This is a genomic window from Bradyrhizobium sp. CCBAU 11361 (genome assembly GCF_028128935.1).
Taxonomy (GTDB): Bacteria; Pseudomonadota; Alphaproteobacteria; order Rhizobiales; family Xanthobacteraceae; genus Bradyrhizobium; species Bradyrhizobium niftali.
On the sequence record NZ_LBJZ01000191.1, the window covers coordinates 16,253 to 37,511 of the forward strand.

General features: G+C 65.5%; 12 protein-coding genes. 8 read left to right on the top strand and 4 right to left on the bottom strand.

From position 1 onward, the window contains the following. Positions 1–22: 22 nt before the first annotated feature. Positions 23–1,519: an amidase gene (locus XI08_RS31000; RefSeq protein WP_271577297.1), complete on the bottom strand. Its 1,497-nt coding sequence runs from the start codon at positions 1,517–1,519 to the stop codon at positions 23–25. A 208-nt stretch (positions 1,520–1,727) separates the two neighbouring features. Here XI08_RS31000 and XI08_RS31005 point away from each other — a divergent pair, with 208 nt between their 5' ends. Next, the gene (locus tag XI08_RS31005; protein WP_271577298.1) at positions 1,728–2,408 is read left to right on the top strand and encodes a helix-turn-helix domain-containing protein; all 681 of its coding nucleotides are present in this window, start codon (positions 1,728–1,730) and stop codon (positions 2,406–2,408) included. A gap of 68 nt (positions 2,409–2,476) precedes the next feature. Here XI08_RS31005 and XI08_RS31010 read toward each other — a convergent pair whose 3' ends face one another. Then, a complete protein-coding gene (locus XI08_RS31010; protein ID WP_271577299.1) occupies positions 2,477–5,557 on the bottom strand; it encodes an Rne/Rng family ribonuclease in 3,081 nt (1,026 codons plus the stop codon). A 702-nt stretch (positions 5,558–6,259) separates the two neighbouring features. Between XI08_RS31010 and XI08_RS31015 the strand changes: the two genes are divergently transcribed. The 6 genes from XI08_RS31015 (at position 6,260) to XI08_RS31040 (ending at position 14,925) form a co-directional block, all read left to right on the top strand. After that, on the top strand, positions 6,260–7,555 hold the full coding sequence (locus XI08_RS31015) for an N-acetylmuramoyl-L-alanine amidase (RefSeq protein ID WP_027542592.1): 1,296 nt from the start codon (positions 6,260–6,262) through the stop codon (positions 7,553–7,555). A gap of 268 nt (positions 7,556–7,823) precedes the next feature. Beyond that, positions 7,824–10,325: a penicillin-binding protein 1A gene (locus XI08_RS31020; protein ID WP_027542593.1), complete on the top strand. Its 2,502-nt coding sequence runs from the start codon at positions 7,824–7,826 to the stop codon at positions 10,323–10,325. Between the two features lie 192 nt (positions 10,326–10,517). Then, a protein-coding gene (gene prfB / locus XI08_RS31025) for a peptide chain release factor 2 (RefSeq protein WP_135173575.1) occupies positions 10,518–11,649 on the top strand; the annotation gives its coding sequence in 2 pieces (ribosomal slippage) (positions 10,518–10,586 and positions 10,588–11,649; 1,131 coding nt in all). A gap of 2 nt (positions 11,650–11,651) precedes the next feature. After that, positions 11,652–12,533 carry an NAD(P)-dependent oxidoreductase gene (locus tag XI08_RS31030; RefSeq protein WP_271577300.1) on the top strand — a complete coding sequence of 294 codons (882 nt, stop codon included), beginning with the start codon at positions 11,652–11,654 and terminating at the stop codon, positions 12,531–12,533. A 135-nt stretch (positions 12,534–12,668) separates the two neighbouring features. After that, positions 12,669–13,580: a DMT family transporter gene (locus tag XI08_RS31035; protein WP_027542596.1), complete on the top strand. Its 912-nt coding sequence runs from the start codon at positions 12,669–12,671 to the stop codon at positions 13,578–13,580. 109 nt (positions 13,581–13,689) lie between these two features. Next, positions 13,690–14,925: an ABC transporter substrate-binding protein gene (locus XI08_RS31040; RefSeq protein ID WP_271577301.1), complete on the top strand. Its 1,236-nt coding sequence runs from the start codon at positions 13,690–13,692 to the stop codon at positions 14,923–14,925. A 93-nt stretch (positions 14,926–15,018) separates the two neighbouring features. On the opposite strand, the gene XI08_RS31045 is transcribed toward XI08_RS31040, so the two are convergent. Continuing rightward, positions 15,019–16,383 (bottom strand): M23 family metallopeptidase, encoded by a 1,365-nt coding sequence (locus XI08_RS31045; RefSeq protein ID WP_271577302.1) that lies wholly within the window; start codon positions 16,381–16,383, stop codon positions 15,019–15,021. 110 nt (positions 16,384–16,493) lie between these two features. Continuing rightward, a complete protein-coding gene (locus tag XI08_RS31050; RefSeq protein WP_271577303.1) occupies positions 16,494–17,180 on the bottom strand; it encodes a peroxiredoxin in 687 nt (228 codons plus the stop codon). Positions 17,181–17,384: 204 nt separating this feature from the next. Between XI08_RS31050 and XI08_RS31055 the strand changes: the two genes are divergently transcribed. Further along, positions 17,385–21,188 carry a YhdP family protein gene (locus tag XI08_RS31055; RefSeq protein WP_271577433.1) on the top strand — a complete coding sequence of 1,268 codons (3,804 nt, stop codon included), beginning with the start codon at positions 17,385–17,387 and terminating at the stop codon, positions 21,186–21,188. Positions 21,189–21,259 lie beyond the last annotated feature (71 nt).

Sequence of the window (21,259 nt, forward strand, 5' to 3'; positions counted from 1 at the left end):
TGCAGCCAAGACCGGTGTCGGCTCATTCCCAGGTGAGGAAACCGGGCGCGGCCGACAGTGGCGGTGCTGCGGCGAGCCGTGCCAGGTCGGGTACCGGCCGGCACAATTGCGCATCGCTTGCGAACGCGGCCTCGATGCTTGCGGCGACCGAGAGCACGATCGCGTCGCCGCCGCGCGGGCCGACGATCTGAAGGCCGAACGGCAGGCCGGCTTCATCAAGGCCGAGCGGAATGCTGATCGCGGGGTGGCCGGGAAGCGTGACGGCATAGGCAAGTGCGAGCCAGTGGAAATAGGATTTGGTCGGCACGCCGTCGATCTCGGCGGGATAGAGTTCCGACCAGGGGCGCGGGCTCAGCGTAATGGTGGGGCTGATCAGCACGTCGCAAGTCTCAAAGAAGGTCTGGTAGGCACGATAGATCCGCGTCTGCGTCGTTGCGGCGCGCCCATGGTCCTCGAGCGTGTAGCTCAGGCCTTCCTCGACATTGGCGCGGACATTCGGGCCGAGCATTTCGGGACGCTCTTTGTAATTCTTGCCGTGCATCGCCAGGAACAGGCCGGCGCGCAGGACCGCGAACGCGTCGTCGGCGCCGGAGCAATCCGGCGTCGCTTCGCGGCAGTGGGCGAACAGCGGCGCGAGCTTGCTCACGCGATCGCGGAACACGCGGCGGATGGCCTGCTCGGTCGGGGCGAAGCCAAAATCCTCCGTGAAGGCGAGGCGCAGCTTGCTAAGGTCGGCGGGACGCGGTGCGGCCCAACGTTCGGCGCGACCGCGCACGGGCTCGCCGGGCAGCGTAGAGGCCAGGGGATCGCGGACATCGTCGCTCGCCATCACCGACAGCATCAGCGCGGTGTCGGCGACATTGCGTGCCATCGGTCCGTCGGTCGACAGGTTCGACCAGCCGAAGGCGCGCTTCTCGCTGGCCACGAGACCGTAGGACGGACGCATGCCGACGATGCCGGAGAAGCCGGCCGGATTGCGCAAGGAGCCGCCGGTGTCCGAGCCCGATGCGAGCGGGGCCATGCCGCAGGCGAGCGCCACCGCCGAACCGCCGGAGGAGCCGGCCGCCGAGCGCATGGGATCGAAGGGATTGCCGGTCGCGCCGAACACGGGATTGCGGGTGTTGCCGCCGGCCGCCCATTCCGGCGTGTTGGTCTTGCCGAAGATGATGGCGCCGGCTGCGCGCAGCCGCGCGACCGAGCCCTGGTCGGCGACCGGGACATTGTCGCGCAACAGGGGGCTGCCATAGGTGGAGCGCAGTCCGGCGGTGTCCTGGGTGTCCTTGATCAGGACCGGAAGGCCGTGCAGCGCGCCGCGATCCTCGCCGCGCAGGATGGCGGCTTCGGCTGCCTTTGCCGCCATGCGGGCGCGGGGCTCGTCCAATGTCACGACGGCATTCACGGCAGGATTGATGGTGGCGATGCGCGACAGGCAGGCGTCCAGCAGCTCGACGGGCGAGATCGCCCGCGCGGCCAGCAGGCGGCGCAGCTCAACGGCGCTGGAATCGCAAAGTCCGGACAATGCCAGTCCCTTTCAGATTGTGAAAACAATTTAGCATATCGGAAAGTAAGGGAAGCGCATCAATAATCGTCAAACCGGGGCGTTTCATGCACAAATGCTGGCGCTGCTGCCCAACGGGCCGCCAAATGGGCTGCTCAAGGGGTGTCTTGGCCGAAAAGATTAGACGGATAGGCCAACAATTTTTCTATCGCCGTGATAGGGTTGCTGCATGAGCGAGATAACGACGCCCGAAGGTGCCAATTCCCAGCTCGGGCAATGCCTCAAGGCGGCCCGCCAGGCCCGCGGCCTGACGCTCAAGCAGGTGGCGGAGCGGACCGGCATGGCGCTCTCGACCCTGTCGAAGGTCGAGAACGGCCTGATGTCACTGACCTACGACAAGCTGCTCCAGCTCACCTCGGGCCTGAAGATGGAGATCGCCGAGCTGTTCAATCCGGCGGTCGCGGCGCCCGTGCAGGGCCGGCCGGTCACCGCGCGGCGGAGCATCAGCCGGGCCGGGCAGGGGCAGGTGATCACCACGAAGTTCTACACCTACACCTATCAATGCACCGATCTGATCGGCAAACGCATGGTGCCGATCGTGGCCGAGGTTCGCGCGCGCTCGCTGGAGGAGTTCGGCCCGCTGCTGCGCCATGGCGGCGAGGAATATTTCCTGGTGACGAGCGGACGCGTCGCCGTCCACACCGAGTTCTACGCGCCCGAGATCCTCAGCGAGGGCGACGGCATCTATCTCGACAGCACAATGGGCCACGCCTACCTCAACGCCGGCGAGGCAGCTTCCGCAAAAGGAGTTTGCCTCTGCACCAGCGAGGCGCCCGATCTCTACGACCAGCTCCGCCAGATCGCCTCGCGCGATGTGGCGCCGCTCGGCGACGACGAACTGCTGCCATAGCGATCCGGTGAACGGTAAAACGAAAAACGCCCGGCTTGGCCGGGCGTTTTTTTATTCTGTGTCCGTCTTTACTCGCCGCCGCCGAAACGGCGGGACCACCAGCCGGCGCGGCGCGGGGCGGCCGGCGTTTCGCTTGCCGCTTCCGGTGCGGGCGCAGGTGCCGGCGGAGCGGCCGGTTCGCTTACCTGCGCAACCGGTGCTGCGGGCTCGCTCGGGCTGCTCGACAGGAAGCTCACCTTTTCGCGGACGGTGGAGCGACGCCGGGCGGCCTTGTCGTCAGCGGGCTCTTCTTCTGCCGTTACGACAGCAGGAGCTGGCTCCGGCTGGGCCGGCGCCTCTGCCTGCACCTCGGCACGCGGCTCAGGCTGGGTGGCTTGCGGCTCGGCGGTGTGCTCGGCCTGCGCGATCGAGGGCGCAGCCTCGCCGCCAAAGCCGTCGAAATCGGCCACCGCTTCGACAGCTTCCGATGGTGACTGGGTGCCGAGTTCGTCGCCGATGGAGCCGGCAAGACCTTCCTCGCCACCCCCACGCCGACGGCGTCCGCCTCTGCGACCACGCCGGCGCCGGCGCTCTCCGCCGCCCTGCTGCTCGCCACGGGCTGCCTGTTCCTCGCCTTCCTCGCCGTCCTGCTCGGACTCGGCCTCCTCATCGCCTTCGCCGGCAGCCACAGCCGCCTCGGGAAGAGCGGGGGCGCTATCGTCGCGCAGCTCGCCGTCGCGCTGGCCACCGCGGCCGCGCCGGCGACGGCGGCGCTTGCGGCGCTGACCGTCCTGCTCGGGGGCTGCCTCGCCGGCAGCCTGCTCTTCAGTGAGACCTTCGGTCTCCTCGGACTCGATCTCGGATTCCAGCTCCGGATCGAACTCCTCGTCGTCATAGGCCTCTTCAACCGCCGGCGGCGGGCTTGCCGCGGCCTGCGCCGCGAGCAGCGCCTTGGCGGCTTCGAGCGTATGCACCTGCTCGCCGCGATCGATGAGGTAGGCCTGCGGTCCGCTGACGCTCGGGTCGGCGATGACCGCCAGGGTGACCTTGAAGCCGTTTTCGAGGTCGCGCAGATGGCCGCGCTTGTGGTTCAGCACGTAGAGCGCGACGTCGGTGCGGGTGCGGACCACGAGATTGTGGGTCGCGCCCTTCATCAGGATCTCTTCGAGGCCGCGCAGAAGCTGGAGCGCAACCGAGGACACCGAGCGGACATGGCCGGTGCCGCCGCAATGCGGGCAGGGATCGGTCGAGGATTCCAGCACGCTGGCACGGATGCGCTGGCGCGACATCTCGAGCAGGCCGAAATGCGAGATGCGTCCGACCTGGATGCGCGCGCGGTCCTGCCGCAGGCAATCGGACAGCTTGCGCTCGACCGCACGGTTGTTGCGCTTCTCGTCCATGTCGATGAAGTCGATGACGATCAGGCCGGCGAGGTCGCGCAGGCGGAGCTGGCGGGCGACCTCTTCGGCCGCCTCCAGATTGGTCTTGAGTGCGGTGTCCTCGATATGGTGCTCGCGCGTCGAGCGGCCGGAGTTCACGTCGATCGAGACCAGCGCCTCGGTCTGGTTGATCACGATGTAGCCGCCGGAGCGCAGCTGCACGGTCGGCGAGAACATCGCGTCCAGCTGGCTTTCGACGCCCATCCGCGAGAACAGCGGCTGGCCGTCGCGATACTGCTTCACCGCGCTGACATTGGCGGGCATCAGCATCTTCATGAAGTCGCGTGCTTCGCGGTAGCCGGATTCGCCGGCAACCGAGATCTCGTCGATCTCCTTGTTGTAGAGGTCGCGCAGCGAGCGCTTGATCAGCGAGCCTTCCTCGTAGACGAGGGTCGGGGCCTGCGACTTCAGCGTCAGGTCGCGCACCGTCTCCCACATCCGGATCAGGTATTCGAAGTCGCGCTTGATCTCGGGCTTGGTGCGGGCGGCGCCGGCGGTGCGCAGGATGATGCCCATGCCCTCGGGCACGTCGAGATCCTGCACCACTTCCTTCAGACGCGAGCGGTCCTGGGCGCTGGTGATCTTGCGGCTGATGCCGCCGCCGCGCGCGGTGTTCGGCATCAAGACGGCGTAGCGGCCGGCGAGCGAGAGATAGGTCGTCAGCGCCGCACCCTTGTTGCCGCGCTCTTCCTTGACGACCTGCACCAGCATCACCTGGCGGCGCTTGATGACTTCCTGGATCTTATACTGGCGGCGCGGACGGAAGGTGCGCTCCGGCACTTCCTCCATCACATCGTCGCCGCCAACGGATTCGACGACTTCCTCTTCGGCTTCCTCGCCGTCGTCATCCTCGTCGTCGTCGTCGTCAGTCGCCGCTTCAGCGTCGTGATGCGGAGCTTCCGTGCTTTCGCCGGCAGCGTACACGGCATCGGCCGGTTCAGCGGCGGCGGTTACGGCTTCGGCCAGAGCTTCTGCGTGCGCTTCGGAGGTCGCCTCCTGCGGTTCGGCAGCGACCACGGGTTCGGCGCCAACGGCCGCGACAGGCGCGGGCGTCTCGTCGGCATGATCATGGTCGTGATGATCGTGGCCGCCGTCATGACCATGGTCGTCATGATCGTGAGCGTGATCGTGATGATGGTCGTCGTGCCCGTGTTCATGGTGATCATGATCGTGATGATCATGGTCGTTGTGATCATGGGCATCGTGCTCGCCGTGATGCTCCGCGTCGGCGTGCAGATGCTCGCCCTCATGCGGAGCGCCTTCGGCGTTGGCGGCGCTCGGCCCGCCATCGACCGGCTGGGCCGCGGGATCGGCGCCGGCGTCGAGACCTTCGACGATGTCGCTGCGGACCCGTTCGCCATGACCGCGGCGGCGGGCATTGCGGTGACGCGAGCGGCGGCGGCCGTGCGAGCGGTTCTCGCTCTCTTCCTCGGCCTCGCGATGGGCCTGTTCCTCGGCCTCGATCAGCGCCTGCCGGTCGGCAACCGGGATCTGGTAGTAGTCGGGGTGGATTTCGCTGAAGGCGAGGAAGCCGTGCCGGTTGCCGCCATATTCGACGAAGGCGGCCTGGAGCGAGGGTTCGACCCTTGTGACCTTGGCGAGGTAGATATTCCCGCGCAGTTGCTTGCGTTGCGCGGTCTCGAAATCAAACTCTTCGACGCGATTGCCGCGGACCACGACGACCCGGGTCTCCTCCGGGTGGGTGGCATCGATCAACATCTTGTTGGGCATGTCTTAACTCTTGGCGGCGGCGGGCGCGATACACCGTGGGCGCGATCTGCGCTGCCGGGTGACGCGACGGTCCACCTGATTCGGGGGTGAGGGGAAGGCCGAAACGCCGTCTCTCGCGCCTTGCCGGACCGGAAGCTTCAGGACCACGGCGGCGCGCGGGATTATCACTCCGCAGCGTCGCGAATGATCCTTCAGAATTCGTCGGCACAGTCTGGCGCATCAAGCGTCGGCCCGTATGAAACATTGGGCGGCGAGGCCGCCCCTCAATCAGTTGCTGCTGGCCAGGCATGGCGCGAGCGCGCTCGCCTTGGGGATCACGAACCGCTCCCTTGGGATCAAGGGACCGGGCAATGGGTTATGTCACTGTCCGAACCGCCCCGGAAACGTGGTATCCGGGAACCGTCCGCCGCCGGGGCTTGGCCCGCTCCACCTCGCTGCCGCGCACCGCGCTGGTCTTAGAGGAGAACGGAAAACGCTGGAATTCCCAAACCTTGAGAGTTCCGGCGCTGCACCGGGAGGCTGAATGCGACACAACCGGAAATATCGGCCGTCAGCATTCCGTACATACGAGGAATGGGCCATCCGTGCAAGGGAGCGTCGCACGGCGGTCACAGTCAGCGAGTTTCGCGTTTCTGTCATTAAGGATCGATTAACCCTGTGGTTCTATTGCGTTAAAAGAGCTGCTCGGAGGCACGGAAATCGGTGGCGAGCCGCGCAAATCAAAGGGTCTTGCTGGGATGCGTGCTCCTGTGCGCCGCAGCATTGCCATGTGCTGATTCCTCCCGCCTGAGCGCTGCGGAAAGCCAGCCGCAACCCGCTGTTGCGGCAGCGAATTATCCAATCGCCTCGGCCGCCCGGCTGGCTGGCGATGGCAAGCAGACCCGCTTCATCCTCGACATCGACCAGACCGTCACCTTCCGCGCCGTCACGCTCGCCGACCCGTACCGGGTGGTGGTCGACGTGCCCCAGGTCAATTTTCAGCTGCCTGCGGGCACCGGGTCCGGGGGGCGGGGGCTGGTCAAGGCCTTCCGCTATGGGCTCGTCATGCCCGGCGGCTCGCGAATCGTGTTCGACCTGACGGGGCCTGCCAAGATCGCCAATTCCTACGTGCTGGAGGCGGCCAACGGCCAGCCGGCCCGGCTCGTGCTCGAGCTGGAGGAGGTCGACCGCGCCGCCTTCGTGCAATCGCTCGCCCCGGAAAACCGCCCTGAGCTGCGGCCCGCGATCGCCGATGCGCCGCCCGCCACGGTGCCCGCGACGGCAGCCCCGGAACCGGCGCAGCAGAAGGCCGACGGCCGGCCGATCGTGGTGATCGACCCCGGCCATGGCGGTATCGACAACGGCACGCAGTCGAGCGGCGAAAGCGAGAAGAACCTGGTGCTGGCCTTCGGTCTGGCGCTGCGCGACCGGCTGGAAAAGGCCGGCAAATACCGTGTCGTGATGACGCGGAACGACGACACGTTCATCCCGCTCAATGACCGGGTCAAAGTCGCCCGCAACATCAAGGCGGCGCTGTTCGTCTCGATTCATGCCGACGCGCTGCCGCGCACCGAGGGGGATGCCCAGGGCGCCACCATCTATACGCTGTCCGACAAGGCCTCCGACGCTGAGGCCCAACGTCTGGCTGATGCGGAAAACCGCGCGGACGCGATCGCCGGCTTCAACCTCGCGGAGGAGCCGACCGATGTCGCCGACATCCTGATCGATCTGACGCAGCGGGAAACCCGCACATTTTCAAACCGTTTTGCTCATTTGCTGATGAGCGAAATGAAGTCGACCGTGCGGATGCACAAGCATCCGCTGAAATCGGCCGGTTTCCGGGTGCTGAAGGCGCCCGACGTGCCGTCTGTGCTGGTCGAGATCGGTTATGTCTCCAATAAAGGCGATCTCGGGCATCTTGTCTCCGAGGGTTGGCGGTCCCGCGCCGTGGGCTCGATGGCGCAAGCCATCGACGGGTTCCTGGCCAAGCGGCTGGCGACCGCCGGATCGTCGAATTGACGACCGGGGGACCGTCGAATTGAGAGAATTGAGGAAGGGTTTTTCCGTCTCGCCGCAAAAGCCCTAGTTTGGCCACAGCGGGCGATTTATAAAAACGCCGCAGGGGGTTCCGGAATCGGCGAGAATCCCGTTCGGCGAGCGTCTTTAGGTCCGGCACTGACGTAATTGAGTAGGCCGGTGAATGCGCGACGTGAGGTTGGCGCCTGTTTTGGTGGGCGCCGTGGGCTGATCTTCGGGCTGATCCAGAGTTTGAACGGATAAACAGATAATGCGCTTGCTGGTGCGGTTCATGGGCTTCCTGTTCGCCGCGGGAACGGTGGTGTTCCTTGTCGGTGTCGGGGCCGTGGCGGGCCTGATCTGGCATTTCTCCAAGGACTTGCCGGACTACTCTCAGCTTCAGGATTACGAGCCGCCGGTGATGACGCGTGTGCACGCGGTCGACGGTTCGCTGCTCGGCGAATACGCCAAGGAGCGGCGGCTGTATCTGCCGATCCAGGCGGTGCCGAAGCTCGTGATCAACGCCTTCCTCGCTGCCGAGGACAAGAATTTCTACGAGCATGGCGGCATCGACTACACCGGCATGGCACGCGCGGGCGTGGTCTATATCCAGAACTACGGCTCCAACCGCCGTCCGCAGGGCGCCTCCACGATCACCCAGCAGGTCGCCAAGAATTTCCTTCTGACCAACGAGGTCTCCTTCGCGCGCAAGATCAAGGAAGCCTTGCTGGCGATGCGGATCGAGAAGACCTATTCGAAGGACAAGATCCTCGAGCTGTATCTGAACGAAATCTACCTGGGCCTCGGTGCCTACGGCATCGCAGCCGCTTCGCTGGTTTATTTCGACAAGTCGGTGAATGAGCTCACGGTGGCGGAAGCGTCCTATCTCGCGGCGCTGCCGAAGATGCCGGCGACGCTGCATCCGGTACGTAACCGCGACCGCGCCATCGAGCGCCGCAACTACGTGGTCGACCGCCTGTTGGAGAACGGCTGGATCAAGCAGGCTGACGCCGACAAGGCGCGCAAGGAGCCGCTGGCCGTCACCAACCGGTCCAACGGCGCCCACACCTTCGCCGGCGAATATTTCGCCGAGGAAGTTCGCCGCGACATCTTCGAGCGCTACGGCGAGAAGAAGCTTTACGAGGGCGGTCTGTCTGTCCGCACCACGCTCGATCCGAAGATCCAGGTCATGGCGCGCAAGACCATGGTCGCGGGCCTCGTGAACTATGACGAGCAGCAGGGCTATCGCGGCGCCATGAGCAAGCTCGATACGTCGGGCGACTGGGGCGTGAAGCTTGCCGAGATCAAGTCGCTTTCCGACATCTCGCCGTGGCGCATGGCGGTGGTGCTGGAGACCAGTGACCAGTCGGCGCGCATCGGCTTCCAGCCGAGCCGCGAGCTCGGCGGCGCCATCAGCAAGCAGCGCGAGACCGGCCTGATCACGCTCGACGGCATCAAATGGGCAAGGGCGGCCACCGGCGCTGCGAAGGGCAGGGCGGCAACGGCGGTGTCGCAGGTGCTCCAGCCCGGCGACGTGATCTATGCCGATCCGCTCTACAAGGACGGCAACCCGGTCGAGGGACAGTACCGGCTGCGCCAGATCCCCGAAGTGTCGGGCGCGATGGTGGTGATGGACCCCTGGACCGGCCGCGTGCTCGCGATGGTCGGCGGATTCTCGTTCGACCAGAGCCAGTTCAACCGCGCCACCCAGGCCTACCGGCAGCCGGGTTCGTCGTTCAAGCCGATCGTCTATTCGGCCGCGCTCGACAACGGCTATACGCCCTCGACCGTGGTGCTCGACGCGCCGATCGAAATCGACCAGGGCCAGGGCGCCGGCGTGTGGCGGCCGGAAAACTTCTCCTCGGGCAAGTTCCAGGGGCCCGTGACGCTGCGCAACGCGCTGCGGCAGTCGCTCAATACCGTGACGGTGCGCCTCGCGCAGGACATCGGCATGCCCCTGATCGGCGAATATGCCCGCCGCTTCGGCGTCTATGACGAGCTGCCGAACTATCTCTCCTACGCGCTCGGCGCCGGCGAGACCACGGCGATGCGCATGGTCACGGCCTATTCGATGCTCGCCAATGGCGGTCGCCGGGTGAAGCCGACCCTGATCGACCGTATCCAGGATCGCTACGGCCGCACCATCTTCAAGCACGACCAGCGCGAATGCCGCGGCTGCGACGCGCCGGGCGGCTGGAAGAATCAGAACGAACCGCAGCTGATTGACCGCCGCGAGCAGGTGCTCGACTCCATGACCGCCTATCAGATCACCGAGCTGATGGAGGGCGTGGTCCAGGCCGGTACCGCGACCGTGGTCAAGGAGGTCGGCAAGCCGATCGCCGGCAAGACCGGTACGACCAACGAGGCCAAGGACGCCTGGTTCGTCGGCTTCTCGCCCGACGTCGCCGTCGCCATCTATATGGGCTACGACAAGCCGCGCGCGCTCGGCAGAGGCAACGCTGCGACCGGCGGCCATCTGGCTGCTCCCATCGCGCGCGATTTCCTCAAGCTCGCACTCGCCGACAAGCCGGCGGTTCCGTTCAAGGTGCCGGCCGGCATCAAGCTCGTGCGCGTCGTCGCCAAGAGCGGCATGCGTGCGGGCCCGGGCGAGACCGGCGGGACCATCCTCGAAGCCTTCAAGCCGGGCACGGCGCCGCCGGACAATTATTCGGTCATCGGCGTTGCCGACGCCGACGGGCGCATGCCGGCGTCGCAGCAACAGCAGCCGGATTCCGGCTTCTTCATGCGGCCGGGCACCGGCGGGCTGTACTAAGGCTTAGGACAAGACAGACGTTTGTCGCAGCGGCGGTTGCGCTTTGCAGCCGCCGCCGCTACATCCCCATCCGCGCGATGAGTTATCGCGCTTTATTTCTTGTTTGCGCACGCTCCTTTCGGGAAACCGCTGCACGCCTTCCCGGATCATGCGCTAGCACGCGGAACCGATTCCGCGAGACACGAGAACGACATGCGCGCCGAAATCGAACGGTTGGTAGAAGAGATCAAGCAGTCAGTCGGGCTGCTGAGGAGGCATCTTTGACGTCGAGAAATCGACGGCGCGCCTCGCTGAGCTGAACAAGCTCGCAGAAGATCCCAACCTCTGGAACGACCCCCAGAAGGCCCAGAAGCTGATGCAGGAGCGGACCTCGCTTGAGGACTCGCTCTCGGGCATCGGCAAGGTCGAGCAGGAGCTCGAGGACGACATCGGCATGATCGAGCTTGGCGAGGCCGAGGGCGATGACGGCGTCGTCGCCGAAGCCGAAGCCGCGCTGAAGGCCCTCAAGAAGGAAGTCGCGCGGCGCGAGCTCGAGGCGTTGCTGTCGGGCGAAGCCGACCGCTTCGATTCCTATCTCGAGGTCCATGCCGGCGCCGGCGGCACCGAAAGCCAGGACTGGGCGCAAATGCTGCTGCGCATGTACACGCGCTGGGCGGAGACGCACGGCTTCAAGGTCGAGTACCTCGAAGAGTCCGAGGGCGAAGAGGCCGGCATCAAGTCCGCGACCATCCAGGTCTCCGGCCACAACGCCTATGGCTGGCTCAAGACCGAAGCGGGCGTGCACCGCCTGGTGCGCATCTCGCCGTTCGATTCCAACGCGCGGCGGCACACGTCTTTCTCCAGTGTGCAGGTGTTCCCGGTCATCGACGACAGCATCAAGATCGACATCAAGGAATCCGACGTCCGCACCGATACCATGCGCTCGGGCGGCGCCGGCGGTCAGCACGTCAACAAGACCGAATCTGCGGTGCGGCTGACGCATATTCCGACCGGTGTTGCGGTGGTCTGCCAGGCCGGCCGCTCCCAGCACAAGAACCGGGCCCAGGCCTGGGACATGCTGCGCGCTCGTCTCTATGAAATCGAGCTGAAAAAGCGCGAGGAGAAGGCGGCCGCCGACCAGGCAGCCAAGACCGATATCGGCTGGGGTCACCAGATCCGCTCCTACGTGCTGCAGCCCTACCAGATGGTGAAGGATCTGCGCACGGGCGTGCAGACCTCCGACACCTCGGGCGTGCTCAACGGCGAGCTCGACGACTTCATGGCCGCAACGCTGGCGCAGCGCGCCTTCGGCACCCCTGGCGCCGACATCGAGGATGTGGATTAGCCATGGCCCGCGTCGCCTTCATCGGGCTTGGACGGATGGGCCATGGCATGGCCGGCCGCTATCTCGATGCCGGCTTCACGGTGACGCTGTGGAATCGCAGCAAGGCCAAGGCTGAGGATTTGATCGCCCGCGGCGCGCATTGGGCGACCTCGCCCGAGGATGCTGCGATCGATGCCGACGTGGTCGTGACCATGGTTGCCGACGACGAGGCCTCGCGCACGGTCTGGCTGGGGCCGAAGGGCGCGGCCAAGACGGCCAAGGCCGGCATCATCGCGATCGAATGCTCCACCGTCTCCTATGACCATGCGCGCGAGATGGGCCGCGAGCTGAATGCGCGCGGGCTGATCTACATCGACTGCCCCGTGACGGGATTGCCGGATGCTGCAGCAAGCGGAAAGCTGACGCTTTTGGTCGGCGCAGATGCAGCCGATCTCGAACGCGCGCGGCCCTATCTCGAACCGATCGGCTCGACCATCCGCCATTTCGGCGCGGTCGGCTCCGGCACGGTCTACAAGCTCATCAACAATCTGATGGGCGCGATCCAGATCGCCGGGCTCGCCGAGGGCCTTGCGATCGCCGAGCAGGCCGGGCTCGACATGAACCTGGTGCTGGAGTCGATCCTTTCAGGCGTTGCCGCAAGCCCGCAGGTGCAGCGTCATTCCAAGCGCATGGTCGCCCGCGACTTCGGCGGCGCGACGTTCACGGCGGCGCTGCGGCACAAGGATGCCGCTTACGCCGTGAAGCTTGCCGAGAGCCTGCTCGCCGACAAGCCGCTGGTGGCACGCGCCGCAGTCGAATCCTACGCGCGCGCGAAGGCTGCGATGCCTGATGACGACGAAGGCAAGATGATCGAGCTGGTGTCGCGGCCGAAGAAGCCGTCCTAGCCGGTCGCATCAACATGGGGCAGCCTCGTTCGCCCTATCGCTTCTGAACACGGGAATTCCAGACCTCATCGGAAATCGGGTGGCAAAGCGCGTCGCGCCGTACTAGGCGGAGGTCAACTGCCGATGTGAGACGCCATGCCCCCGAACGATTACAGGATCGACGCGCGAGACTGGTCGCTGCTCGGCGTGCTCTCGGTCCTCTGGGGCGGCTCGTTCTTCTTCAACGGTGCGGGCTTGCGGGAATTGCCGCCGCTCACCCTGGTGTTCCTGCGCGTCGCGCTGGGCGCGGCCATTCTCCTGCCGCTCCTGCGCGCGCAAGGGATCGGTTTTCCCAGGGGCATGACAGGCTGGAAGCCGTTCGTTGTGATCGGGCTGTTCAACAACGTCATCCCGTTCTCGCTGATTGTGATCGGCCAGACCTTCATTCCCAGCGGACTAGCTTCGATCCTGAATGCCACCACGCCGCTGTTCACCGTGATCGTCATGGCGTTGGCGGGCGAGGAAGCCTTGCAGATGCGGCGGGTCGGCGGTGTGGTTCTGGGCGTCGTCGGCGTGGTCATCCTGCGCGGATGGGGCATCGAGACGAGGCCGGGGCAGGGGTTCGGCATTCTGCTCTGCCTCGGTGGCGCGTGCAGCTATGGCTTCGCGGCGTTGGCGGCGCGGCGGCTGTTGAAGGACTCAGCTCCGCTTGGAACGGCGACTTTTCAACTGATGGCCTCAACGGTGATGATGGCGGTTGTCGCCGGCGTCATGGAGCAGCCATGGCATCTGCCGATGCCGGGCCTCACAACCTGGCTCGCGGTGCTCGGCCTTGCCGGCCTGTCGACGGCGCTCGCCTACATCGTCTTCTTTCAGATCCTGCGTCGCTCGGGCGCGACCAATGTCATGCTGGTGACGCTGCTCATTCCCGTTACCGCCATCCTGCTGGGATGGCTGGTGCTGGGCGAGCCGATCTCCATGCGCGAGATCGCGGGCGCCATCGTCATTGGCAGTGCGTTGCTCGTGATCGACGGGCGCGCTCTGAGAATGCTGCAGCGCGTCGCGTAAGTTCTCGCTCCACCGTTTCACCTCGCGGAAAATCGTATCGCTTGCCAGCGTCAAGCCTGCTTGCGACACTCTCCGCAAAACAAGACTACAAAACACAGGGGAGAGAACGATGCCGGGTCGTCGCAGGAGCCTTGCTGCCCTCGCCATGCTCGCTGCCGGAGTGCTGGTCACGGCACCGGCATTGGCGCAGAAGAAGTACGACCCCGGCGCCAGCGACACCGACATCAAGATCGGCAACATCATGCCCTATAGCGGGCCGGCCTCGTCCTATGGCGTGATCGGCAAGACCGAGGCCGCGTTCTTCAGGATGATCAACGACCAGGGCGGCATCAACGGCCGCAAGATCAACTTCATCAGCTATGACGATGCCTATTCGCCGCCGAAGGCGATCGAGCAGGCGCGCAAGCTGGTCGAGAGCGATGAGGTCCTCTTGATCTTCCAGCCGCTCGGCACGCCCTCGAATTCCGCGATCATGAAATACATGAACGCCAAGAAGGTGCCGCAGCTCTTCGTCGCCTCCGGCGGCACCAAGTTCGGTGACCCCAGGAACTTTCCCTGGACCATGGGTTTCCAGCCCAACTACCAGAGCGAGGGGCGGATCTACGCAAAATACATCCGCGATCATTTCCCCGACAGCAAGATCGCGGTGTTCTGGCAGAACGACGACGCCGGCAAGGACCAGTTCAAGGGTCTGAAGGACGGGCTCGGCGACAAGGCCGGCATGATCATCGCCGACAAGTCCTATGAGGTCAGCGATCCCTCGATCGACTCGCAGATCGTCGCACTGCACGATTCCGGCGCCGACATCTTCTTCTCCTGGGCCGCGCCGAAAGGCTCGGCGCAGGCAATCCGCAAAGTCGGCGAGCTCGGCTGGAAGCCGAAGTTCTTTCTCGCCAACACCGCAACCTCGGTTGCCTCGGTGCTCAAGCCCGCCGGGCTCGAATACGCCAAGGACATCATCTCGACCGTCTATCTGAAAGACCCGACCGATCCGACCTGGGACAAGGACCCGGCCGTGGTGAAATGGCGCGCGTTCATGGACAAGTATTATCCAGACGGCGACAAGGCCAACGCCAATAACGTCTATGGCTATGTGCAGGCGGAGGCGATGGCGCAGGTGCTCAAGCAGTGCGGCGACAATCTCACCCGCGAGAACGTCATGAAGCAGGCCGCGAACCTGAAGGATTTCCACACCGACCTGATGCTGCCCGGCATCATGGTCAACACCTCGTCCGATGATTACTTCCCGATCGAGCAGATGCAGTTGATGCGCTTCAACGGGCAGGCCTGGGAGCTGTTCGGCGACGTCATCACCGGCGAAGTCGGCCACGAGCGCGGCCAGTAGTCACGGCGGGCCGCCGGCATTCGGTGGCGGTTTTGGTCGTCCCGGCGGCGGCCGGCGGTGATGGCTGTCTACGCCGAAGAGAGTAGCGCGAGCCTAGCCCGCGCTGAGGCGCACGCCCGCGCGCAGGAACTTCTGCGGATCGATCGCTTCGCCGTCGATGCGGGTTTCGTAGTGCAGATGCGGACCGGTGGAACGGCCGGTCGAGCCGACGAGACCGACGACCTGGCCGATCTTCACGACCTCGCCGACCTTGACGTTGATCTCGGAGAGATGGCCGTAGCGGGTCGCAAGTCCGTTGCCGTGATCGACCTCGATCATGCGGCCATAGCCGCCGGACCAGCCGGCCGAGATCACCTTGCCGTTGGCGGTGACGCGGACCGGATCGCCCGTGGCGGCGCGGAAGTCGAGGCCGGTATGCATCGCCGGCCGGCCCAGGAACGGATCGCTGCGCACGCCGAAACCCGAGGTGAACTCGACCTCGCCGATGACGGGCTTGCGATAGGGCACCAGCGCCAGCGTGCGATTGAGGCGATCCATCTCGGCGCGGCTGACGTTGATGCGATTGAGCTGCTTCTCGAACGGCCCGGCATTGGCGGTCAGCTTGACGGGCACGAACGGCCCGCCCATCGCGGTCCGCGGCACGGCGGCTTCGAGGCTGGCGAGGTTCAGGCCGAGATCGCTGACGACGCCGCGCATCCGGCGCATGCGCGAATCCATGCCTTCCTCGACGGCGCTGAGCGCCGCCATCTGACGACGCTCGACCTGATCGAGCGAGGTCGTGAGGCGGACCAGGACATTGTCGAAACCCTGGTTCTTGGCGAACTGATTGGCCTGTGGGGCCATGACGGCCGGCGCGCGCGACTCGAGCCGCGCTTCGCGATCCGGCGGCGCCACGAAGATCACGGTGTCGCTGATCGGCGACGGCTTTGGCGTGCCCTGCGTTGTGCTCTGGCCGGACTCGCCACGCTGCGGGGTCGAACGGGGAATCGAGCCTGTCACGTCAGGCATGGCCCCGAGCGCCGTGGCCCGGGACTCCAGCGCCGTCTGACGCTTCATGATCTGGTCGAGTTTCTGGTCGAATTGCTCCTGGTCGAGCAGCTGGCGGCTGGTGGTGCGATCGACCTTGGCGCGCAGCTCGGCGATGCGGTCCTCATAGGCGTACTGCATCTCGGCCTGGCGGGCGATCAGCCGGGTCAGGACGTCGTCGCGAAAGGCAAAGTACGTGGCGGTCGCGGCCGACCAGAGCCCGAGCAGCACGACGGTGCCAACCACGATCCAGAACACCACGGGCCCGAGGCGGACCTGCTTGCCGTGATGGACGATGGTGTAGGCATCGTCGGTCGCGGGAAGAGGAATTGCGGCTGCCGCCGCAGTGGTGGGACGCCGAGGGAAGGCCCGTCCGTGGTCGTGAGGATGATGTTGGGGGTACTGCGAGTATTGGGCAGAACTTTTCGACATCGGCACTCCCGCGCCGGTCGGATGAGTCCGTACGGCCTAATTGCCGCAGCAATCTGGGCCGGTCATGGTTAATTTTCCGGAAATGGGAACAGTCGTATTTAAAGGACTGGTTAAAGACTTCTTGCCGCTTCCAGCACCTGATCGGCATGGCCGTCGACCCGGACGTTGCGCCAGATCCTGGCCACCTTGCCGTCGTTTCCGACCAGCACCGTGGTGCGAAGAATCCCAAGGAAGCTCTTGCCGTACATGGATTTTTCGCCCCAGGCGCCATACGCTTCCAGCATCTCGTGCTTCTCGTCCGAGATGAGCGGAACGCCGAGGCTGTGCTTGTCGCGGAACTTCTCCTGGGCCTTTAACGAATCCGCGGAAATACCGATCACGGCCGTACCGGCCGCGGTGAAGGCGTCGGCGAGGCGCGTGAAGTCGATGGCTTCCCTGGTGCAGCCGGGCGTATCGGCGCGGGGGTAGAAGAACAGGACGAGCTTGCGGCCGGCATAATCCGACAGCGTGACGGCGCCGCCGCCGTCGCGGGGCAGGCGGAAGGCGGGGGCCTTCTGCCCCTCGGCCAGGACCGGCTTCGCCGCGGACGCGGGGGCCGATCTGGAGGAATTTAACTGTTTCGATGCGGCGCCATGCGATGCTGCTTTTGCTATGCTCGCGGGGGATTTGCTTGCCGGTGTCCGCTGTGTTTTCGCGGACTTTGTTTGAGTCGTAGCCCGGGTTTTCGGGGCCTTCTTTTTAGCCGCTGCAATGCCGGAGGGCGTCTTGGACGATTTCTTTTGGGATTTCTTGGACATACGCCTTCCTTTCGACGCTTTCGGCGGGTCAACCAAAGCGGTATTGCAGCTCTCGTCCGGTGTGCCGGAATCGTGCCCTCGGCTGGGCAAGTCTGATGGCGCCGGAGTATGGTTACAAGGAATTCCACGCACCACCCCACTGCTCGTTGAACGCGCTCCCGGGGCGAAATGACGAACAGCAGGAATATTCGAGGTATGGCGGCAATGCCGGCGCCGGGGCCTTCGCTCCCGGTCGACGGCTGCGGTCCCGGCGGCGCTCAATCCCACGATGGGCGCCTGTATCGAGAGGCAATGGCAAGGAATAAGTCGCCCCAGGATTACAATCGGGATTTCGATCGGCGCGGCGGTCATTCAGAGCCGCAGGAATGGGACGACGCCGACTGGGACCCGGATCAGGAAGCAGCGGCGGGCTATCGTGCGCGCCGGCTGTTGTCGCGTTCCAATTCGGGCTTCCATCGCTTCGGTGACGGGATCGGATCGTTGCGCCGCTGGCTGGGCGGCGGTCGCTGGCTGAAGCGCATGGCCATCGTCGTCAGCGCCCTCGTCGTGATCTTCGTCGGCTGTTTCGGCGCGCTATGGTGGCGGCTCGGCGCCGGCCCGATCAATCTCGACATCGCAACGCCGTGGCTTGCGGCGGCGATCGAGGACAATATCGGTCACGGCAACACGGTCGAGGTCGGCGGCACACAGATCGAGCGGGCCGGGCGAATCCGTATCGCCGTGCGCATCCGCGACATCATCGTGCGCGACCAGGACCATGCCATCGTCGCCACCGCGCCGAAGGCTGAGGTGAAGCTGTCGGGTGCGGGCCTGCTGATGGGGCACCTGCGCGCGGAAAGCCTCAACCTCGTCGATGCCGAGCTCGCGATCCGCATCGCGCCGGACGGCACCGTCACCGTCTCGGCCGGCGATACCGCAAAGCCGCTGGCCACCGGCGTGGCCTCCAAGAAGGACGCGGGCCTGCCGCCGACATTCCCGCGCAATGGCGTGCCCCCGCCGCCGTTCGCGACCGCGCCGGCAAGCCCGGACGCATCCCAGGCGGCGCCTCAGGCGACTGCGCAGAGCGGCATTCTCCAGGGCCTCGACTGGCTCGACAGTCTGAGCATGACCGGCCTCGACGGCCAGAACCTCAACGAGATCGGTCTGAAGAACGGCAATCTGATCGTCGACGATCAGCAGCGCGGCAGCAAATGGTCGTTCGAGAACATCACGCTCAGCCTGCGCCGGCCGAGCCGTGGCGGCGTCGCGCTCAGCCTCGGTGAGGAGGGCGCGCGCCCGTGGTCGCTGCGTGCCACGATCGGCCCCGCCGAGAACGGTGTGCGCTCGGTCGACATCCGCGCCGACAAGGTTTCCACCGCCAACATCCTGCTGGCGTTGCGGGTCAAGGATCTCACCTATACCGCCGACCTGCCGCTGACCGGCGAGCTCAAGGGCGAGCTCGGCCGCGACGGCGTGCCGACCTTCTTCCGCGGCAAGGTCATGGTCGGCGCGGGCAACATCATCGACACCGACACGCCCGATTATCCGATGGCGATCGACTCGGCCGAGATCAATGTCGAGTGGGACGCCAACCGGCGCGTGCTGGTCGCACCGTTCAAGATTCTCTCGGGCGCGAACCGCCTGACGCTGCTGGCGCATCTGGAGCCGCCCAACGGCAACGTCAACGACTGGCAGCTCGGCTTCAGCGGCGGATCGATCCTGCTCGGCGGCATCGACAACGAGCCGCCGCTCGTCTTCAACCGTATTGCGATCGGCTTCCGCTTCGACACCGACCACAAGCGCCTCCTGCTGACGCAGGCCGATATCAGCAACGGCGAGATCGGCGTCGCCGGCACCGGCGCCATCGACTATTCCGGCGAGCCGCGGCTGACGCTGGGCTTCGCTGGAACGCCGATGTCGGCCTCCGCGCTGAAGCGGATGTGGCCGACGCTCGTCGTCCCCGAGCTGCGCGAATGGGTGATCGAGCGGATTGAGCGCGGCACGCTGCAGCGCATTGAGATCGGCGTCAATTCGCCGACCAGGAACCTGCCGCGCAAGGGGCCGCCCATTCCCGACGACGGCCTGTCGGTCAACATCGTGGCAAGCGGTGTCGCGGTTCGTCCCGTGGACGGCATGCCGGTCGTGCACGATGCTGATCTGAAGGCGCGCGTGACGGGGCGTACAGCGACCGTGAATATCGGGCAGGGCGTCGCCGACACGCCGGGGGGCCGCAAGCTCACGTTCAGCGACCTCGTGTTCGAAGTGCCGGATATGGCGCCGAAACCCTCGCCGTCGCGCACCAGATTCCGAGTCGAGGGACCGGTCGCGGCTGCAGCCGAAATCCTGTCCAACGATCGCTTGAGCGATCTATCGGCAACCTTTGTCGATCCCAACACCAGCAAGGGGACGTTCACGGCGAACATCCAGCTAGGCTTGCCGGTCAAGGGCGCGCTGACCAAGTCCGACACTGTCTACAACGTCACCGCCGATCTCAACGGCTTCTCGGCCGACAAGCTGGTGATGAACCAGAAGCTTGAAGCCAACAACCTCAAGATTGCCGCCAACAACCAAGGCTATCAGGTCAAGGGCGACGTCAAGATCAACGGGCAGGCCGCCTCGCTCGACTATCGCAAGCCCGCCGAGGGCGATGCCGATGTCCGCTTGCAGGCGACGCTGGACGATGCGAGCCGCGCGCGTCTCGGCTTCGATCTCAGCCCCGCCGTCAGCGGCTCGTTGCCGATCAAGCTCTCGGGCAAGATCGCCGGCGGCGCGGACCAGACCACGAAGCTCGGCGTTGAGGCCGACCTGACCTCGGTCAAGCTCGACAACATCCTGCCCGGCTGGGTCAAGCTGCCGGGCAAGTCGGGCAAGGCCAGCTTCAAGGTGGTGCCGACGGGGCAATCGACGCGCTTCGAGGACATCGTCATCGAAGGCGGCGGCGCCTCGATCAAGGGCTCGCTCGAGGTCGATCCGAACGGCGACCTCATGAACGCGAACTTCCCGGTCTATGCGCCGTCCGACGGCGACAAGGCGTCGTTGAAGGTCGAGCGCAGCCAGGACGGCGTGGTCCGCGGCACGATGCGCGGCGACGTGTTCGACGGCCGCGGTTTCCTGAAGTCGGCGATCTCAGGCAATTCCAAGGACGATGCCAAGAGCAAGATGAAGAACGTCGATTTCGACATCGACGTGAAGCTCGGCGCCGTCGCAGGCTTCAACGGCGAAGCCATGCGCAGTGTCGATGCCAAGATGTCGCGGCGGAGCGGTGCCATCAAGGCCTTCACGCTGAGCGGCAAGATCGGCCGCGATACGCCGGTGGCGGCCGATCTGCGCGGCGGCCGCGCCCAGGGTGCCCGCGAGGTGATCTATCTCCAGACCAACGATGCCGGCGCGCTGTTGCGCTTCACCGACACCACCAACAAGGTCTTCGGCGGCCAGATGGTGGTGGCGATGGAGCCGCCGACGTCGGAGCCTACGACCAGGGAAGGCCTGATCAATGTGCGCGACTTCACGGTCAAGGGAATGGATCAGCTCGATCGCGTCGCGGCAGGCGGTCCCAATGGCGCGCAGAGCGGCGTGGCCTTCACGGCGCTGCGAGCGGAGTTCACCCGGCAGAACGGCGCGCTCACGATCCGCGACGGCGTCGTCAAGGGACCGATGATCGGCGGCACCATCGAAGGCTCGATCGACTATCCCGGCAACCAGGTCTGCATGAGCGGCACCTTCGTGCCGGTGTACGGCGTCAACAACATCTTCGGCCAGATCCCGTTGTTCGGCATTTTCCTCGGCGGCGGCAACAACGAGGGATTGATCGGCGTGACCTATGAGGTCGTCGGCACGCCGGCCGCGCCCGTGATGCGCGTCAATCCGATCTCGGCGATGGCGCCCGGCCTGTTCCGCAAGATATTCGAATTCAACACCGGCAAGCAGAACACGCCATTCGACGAGCAGTTGCCGTCGGCGCAATCCGGCGACAGCCCGACGGGATCAGCAAGACCGCTGTCGAGCGGTTGCAGCCTCGCGCGGCGGTAGCAGCGAAGCCTGAGTAGTCGTCATGCCCAGGCATAGCCGTCCGGCGTCGCTTTCGTTCGCCTATGCCCGGG

What these genes read in the sequence shown, in the direction of transcription:
- XI08_RS31005 (WP_271577298.1), top strand. Translation starts at nt 1,728, where the DNA reads ATGAGCGAGATAACGACGCCCGAAGGTGCCAATTCCCAGCTCGGGCAA.
- XI08_RS31010 (WP_271577299.1), bottom strand. Translation starts at nt 5,557, where the DNA reads ATGCCCAACAAGATGTTGATCGATGCCACCCACCCGGAGGAGACCCGG.
- XI08_RS31020 (WP_027542593.1), top strand. Translation starts at nt 7,824, where the DNA reads ATGCGCTTGCTGGTGCGGTTCATGGGCTTCCTGTTCGCCGCGGGAACG.
- XI08_RS31030 (WP_271577300.1), top strand. Translation starts at nt 11,652, where the DNA reads ATGGCCCGCGTCGCCTTCATCGGGCTTGGACGGATGGGCCATGGCATG.
- XI08_RS31035 (WP_027542596.1), top strand. Translation starts at nt 12,669, where the DNA reads ATGCCCCCGAACGATTACAGGATCGACGCGCGAGACTGGTCGCTGCTC.
- XI08_RS31040 (WP_271577301.1), top strand. Translation starts at nt 13,690, where the DNA reads ATGCCGGGTCGTCGCAGGAGCCTTGCTGCCCTCGCCATGCTCGCTGCC.
- XI08_RS31045 (WP_271577302.1), bottom strand. Translation starts at nt 16,383, where the DNA reads ATGTCGAAAAGTTCTGCCCAATACTCGCAGTACCCCCAACATCATCCT.
- XI08_RS31050 (WP_271577303.1), bottom strand. Translation starts at nt 17,180, where the DNA reads ATGTCCAAGAAATCCCAAAAGAAATCGTCCAAGACGCCCTCCGGCATT.
- XI08_RS31055 (WP_271577433.1), top strand. Translation starts at nt 17,385, where the DNA reads ATGCCGGCGCCGGGGCCTTCGCTCCCGGTCGACGGCTGCGGTCCCGGC.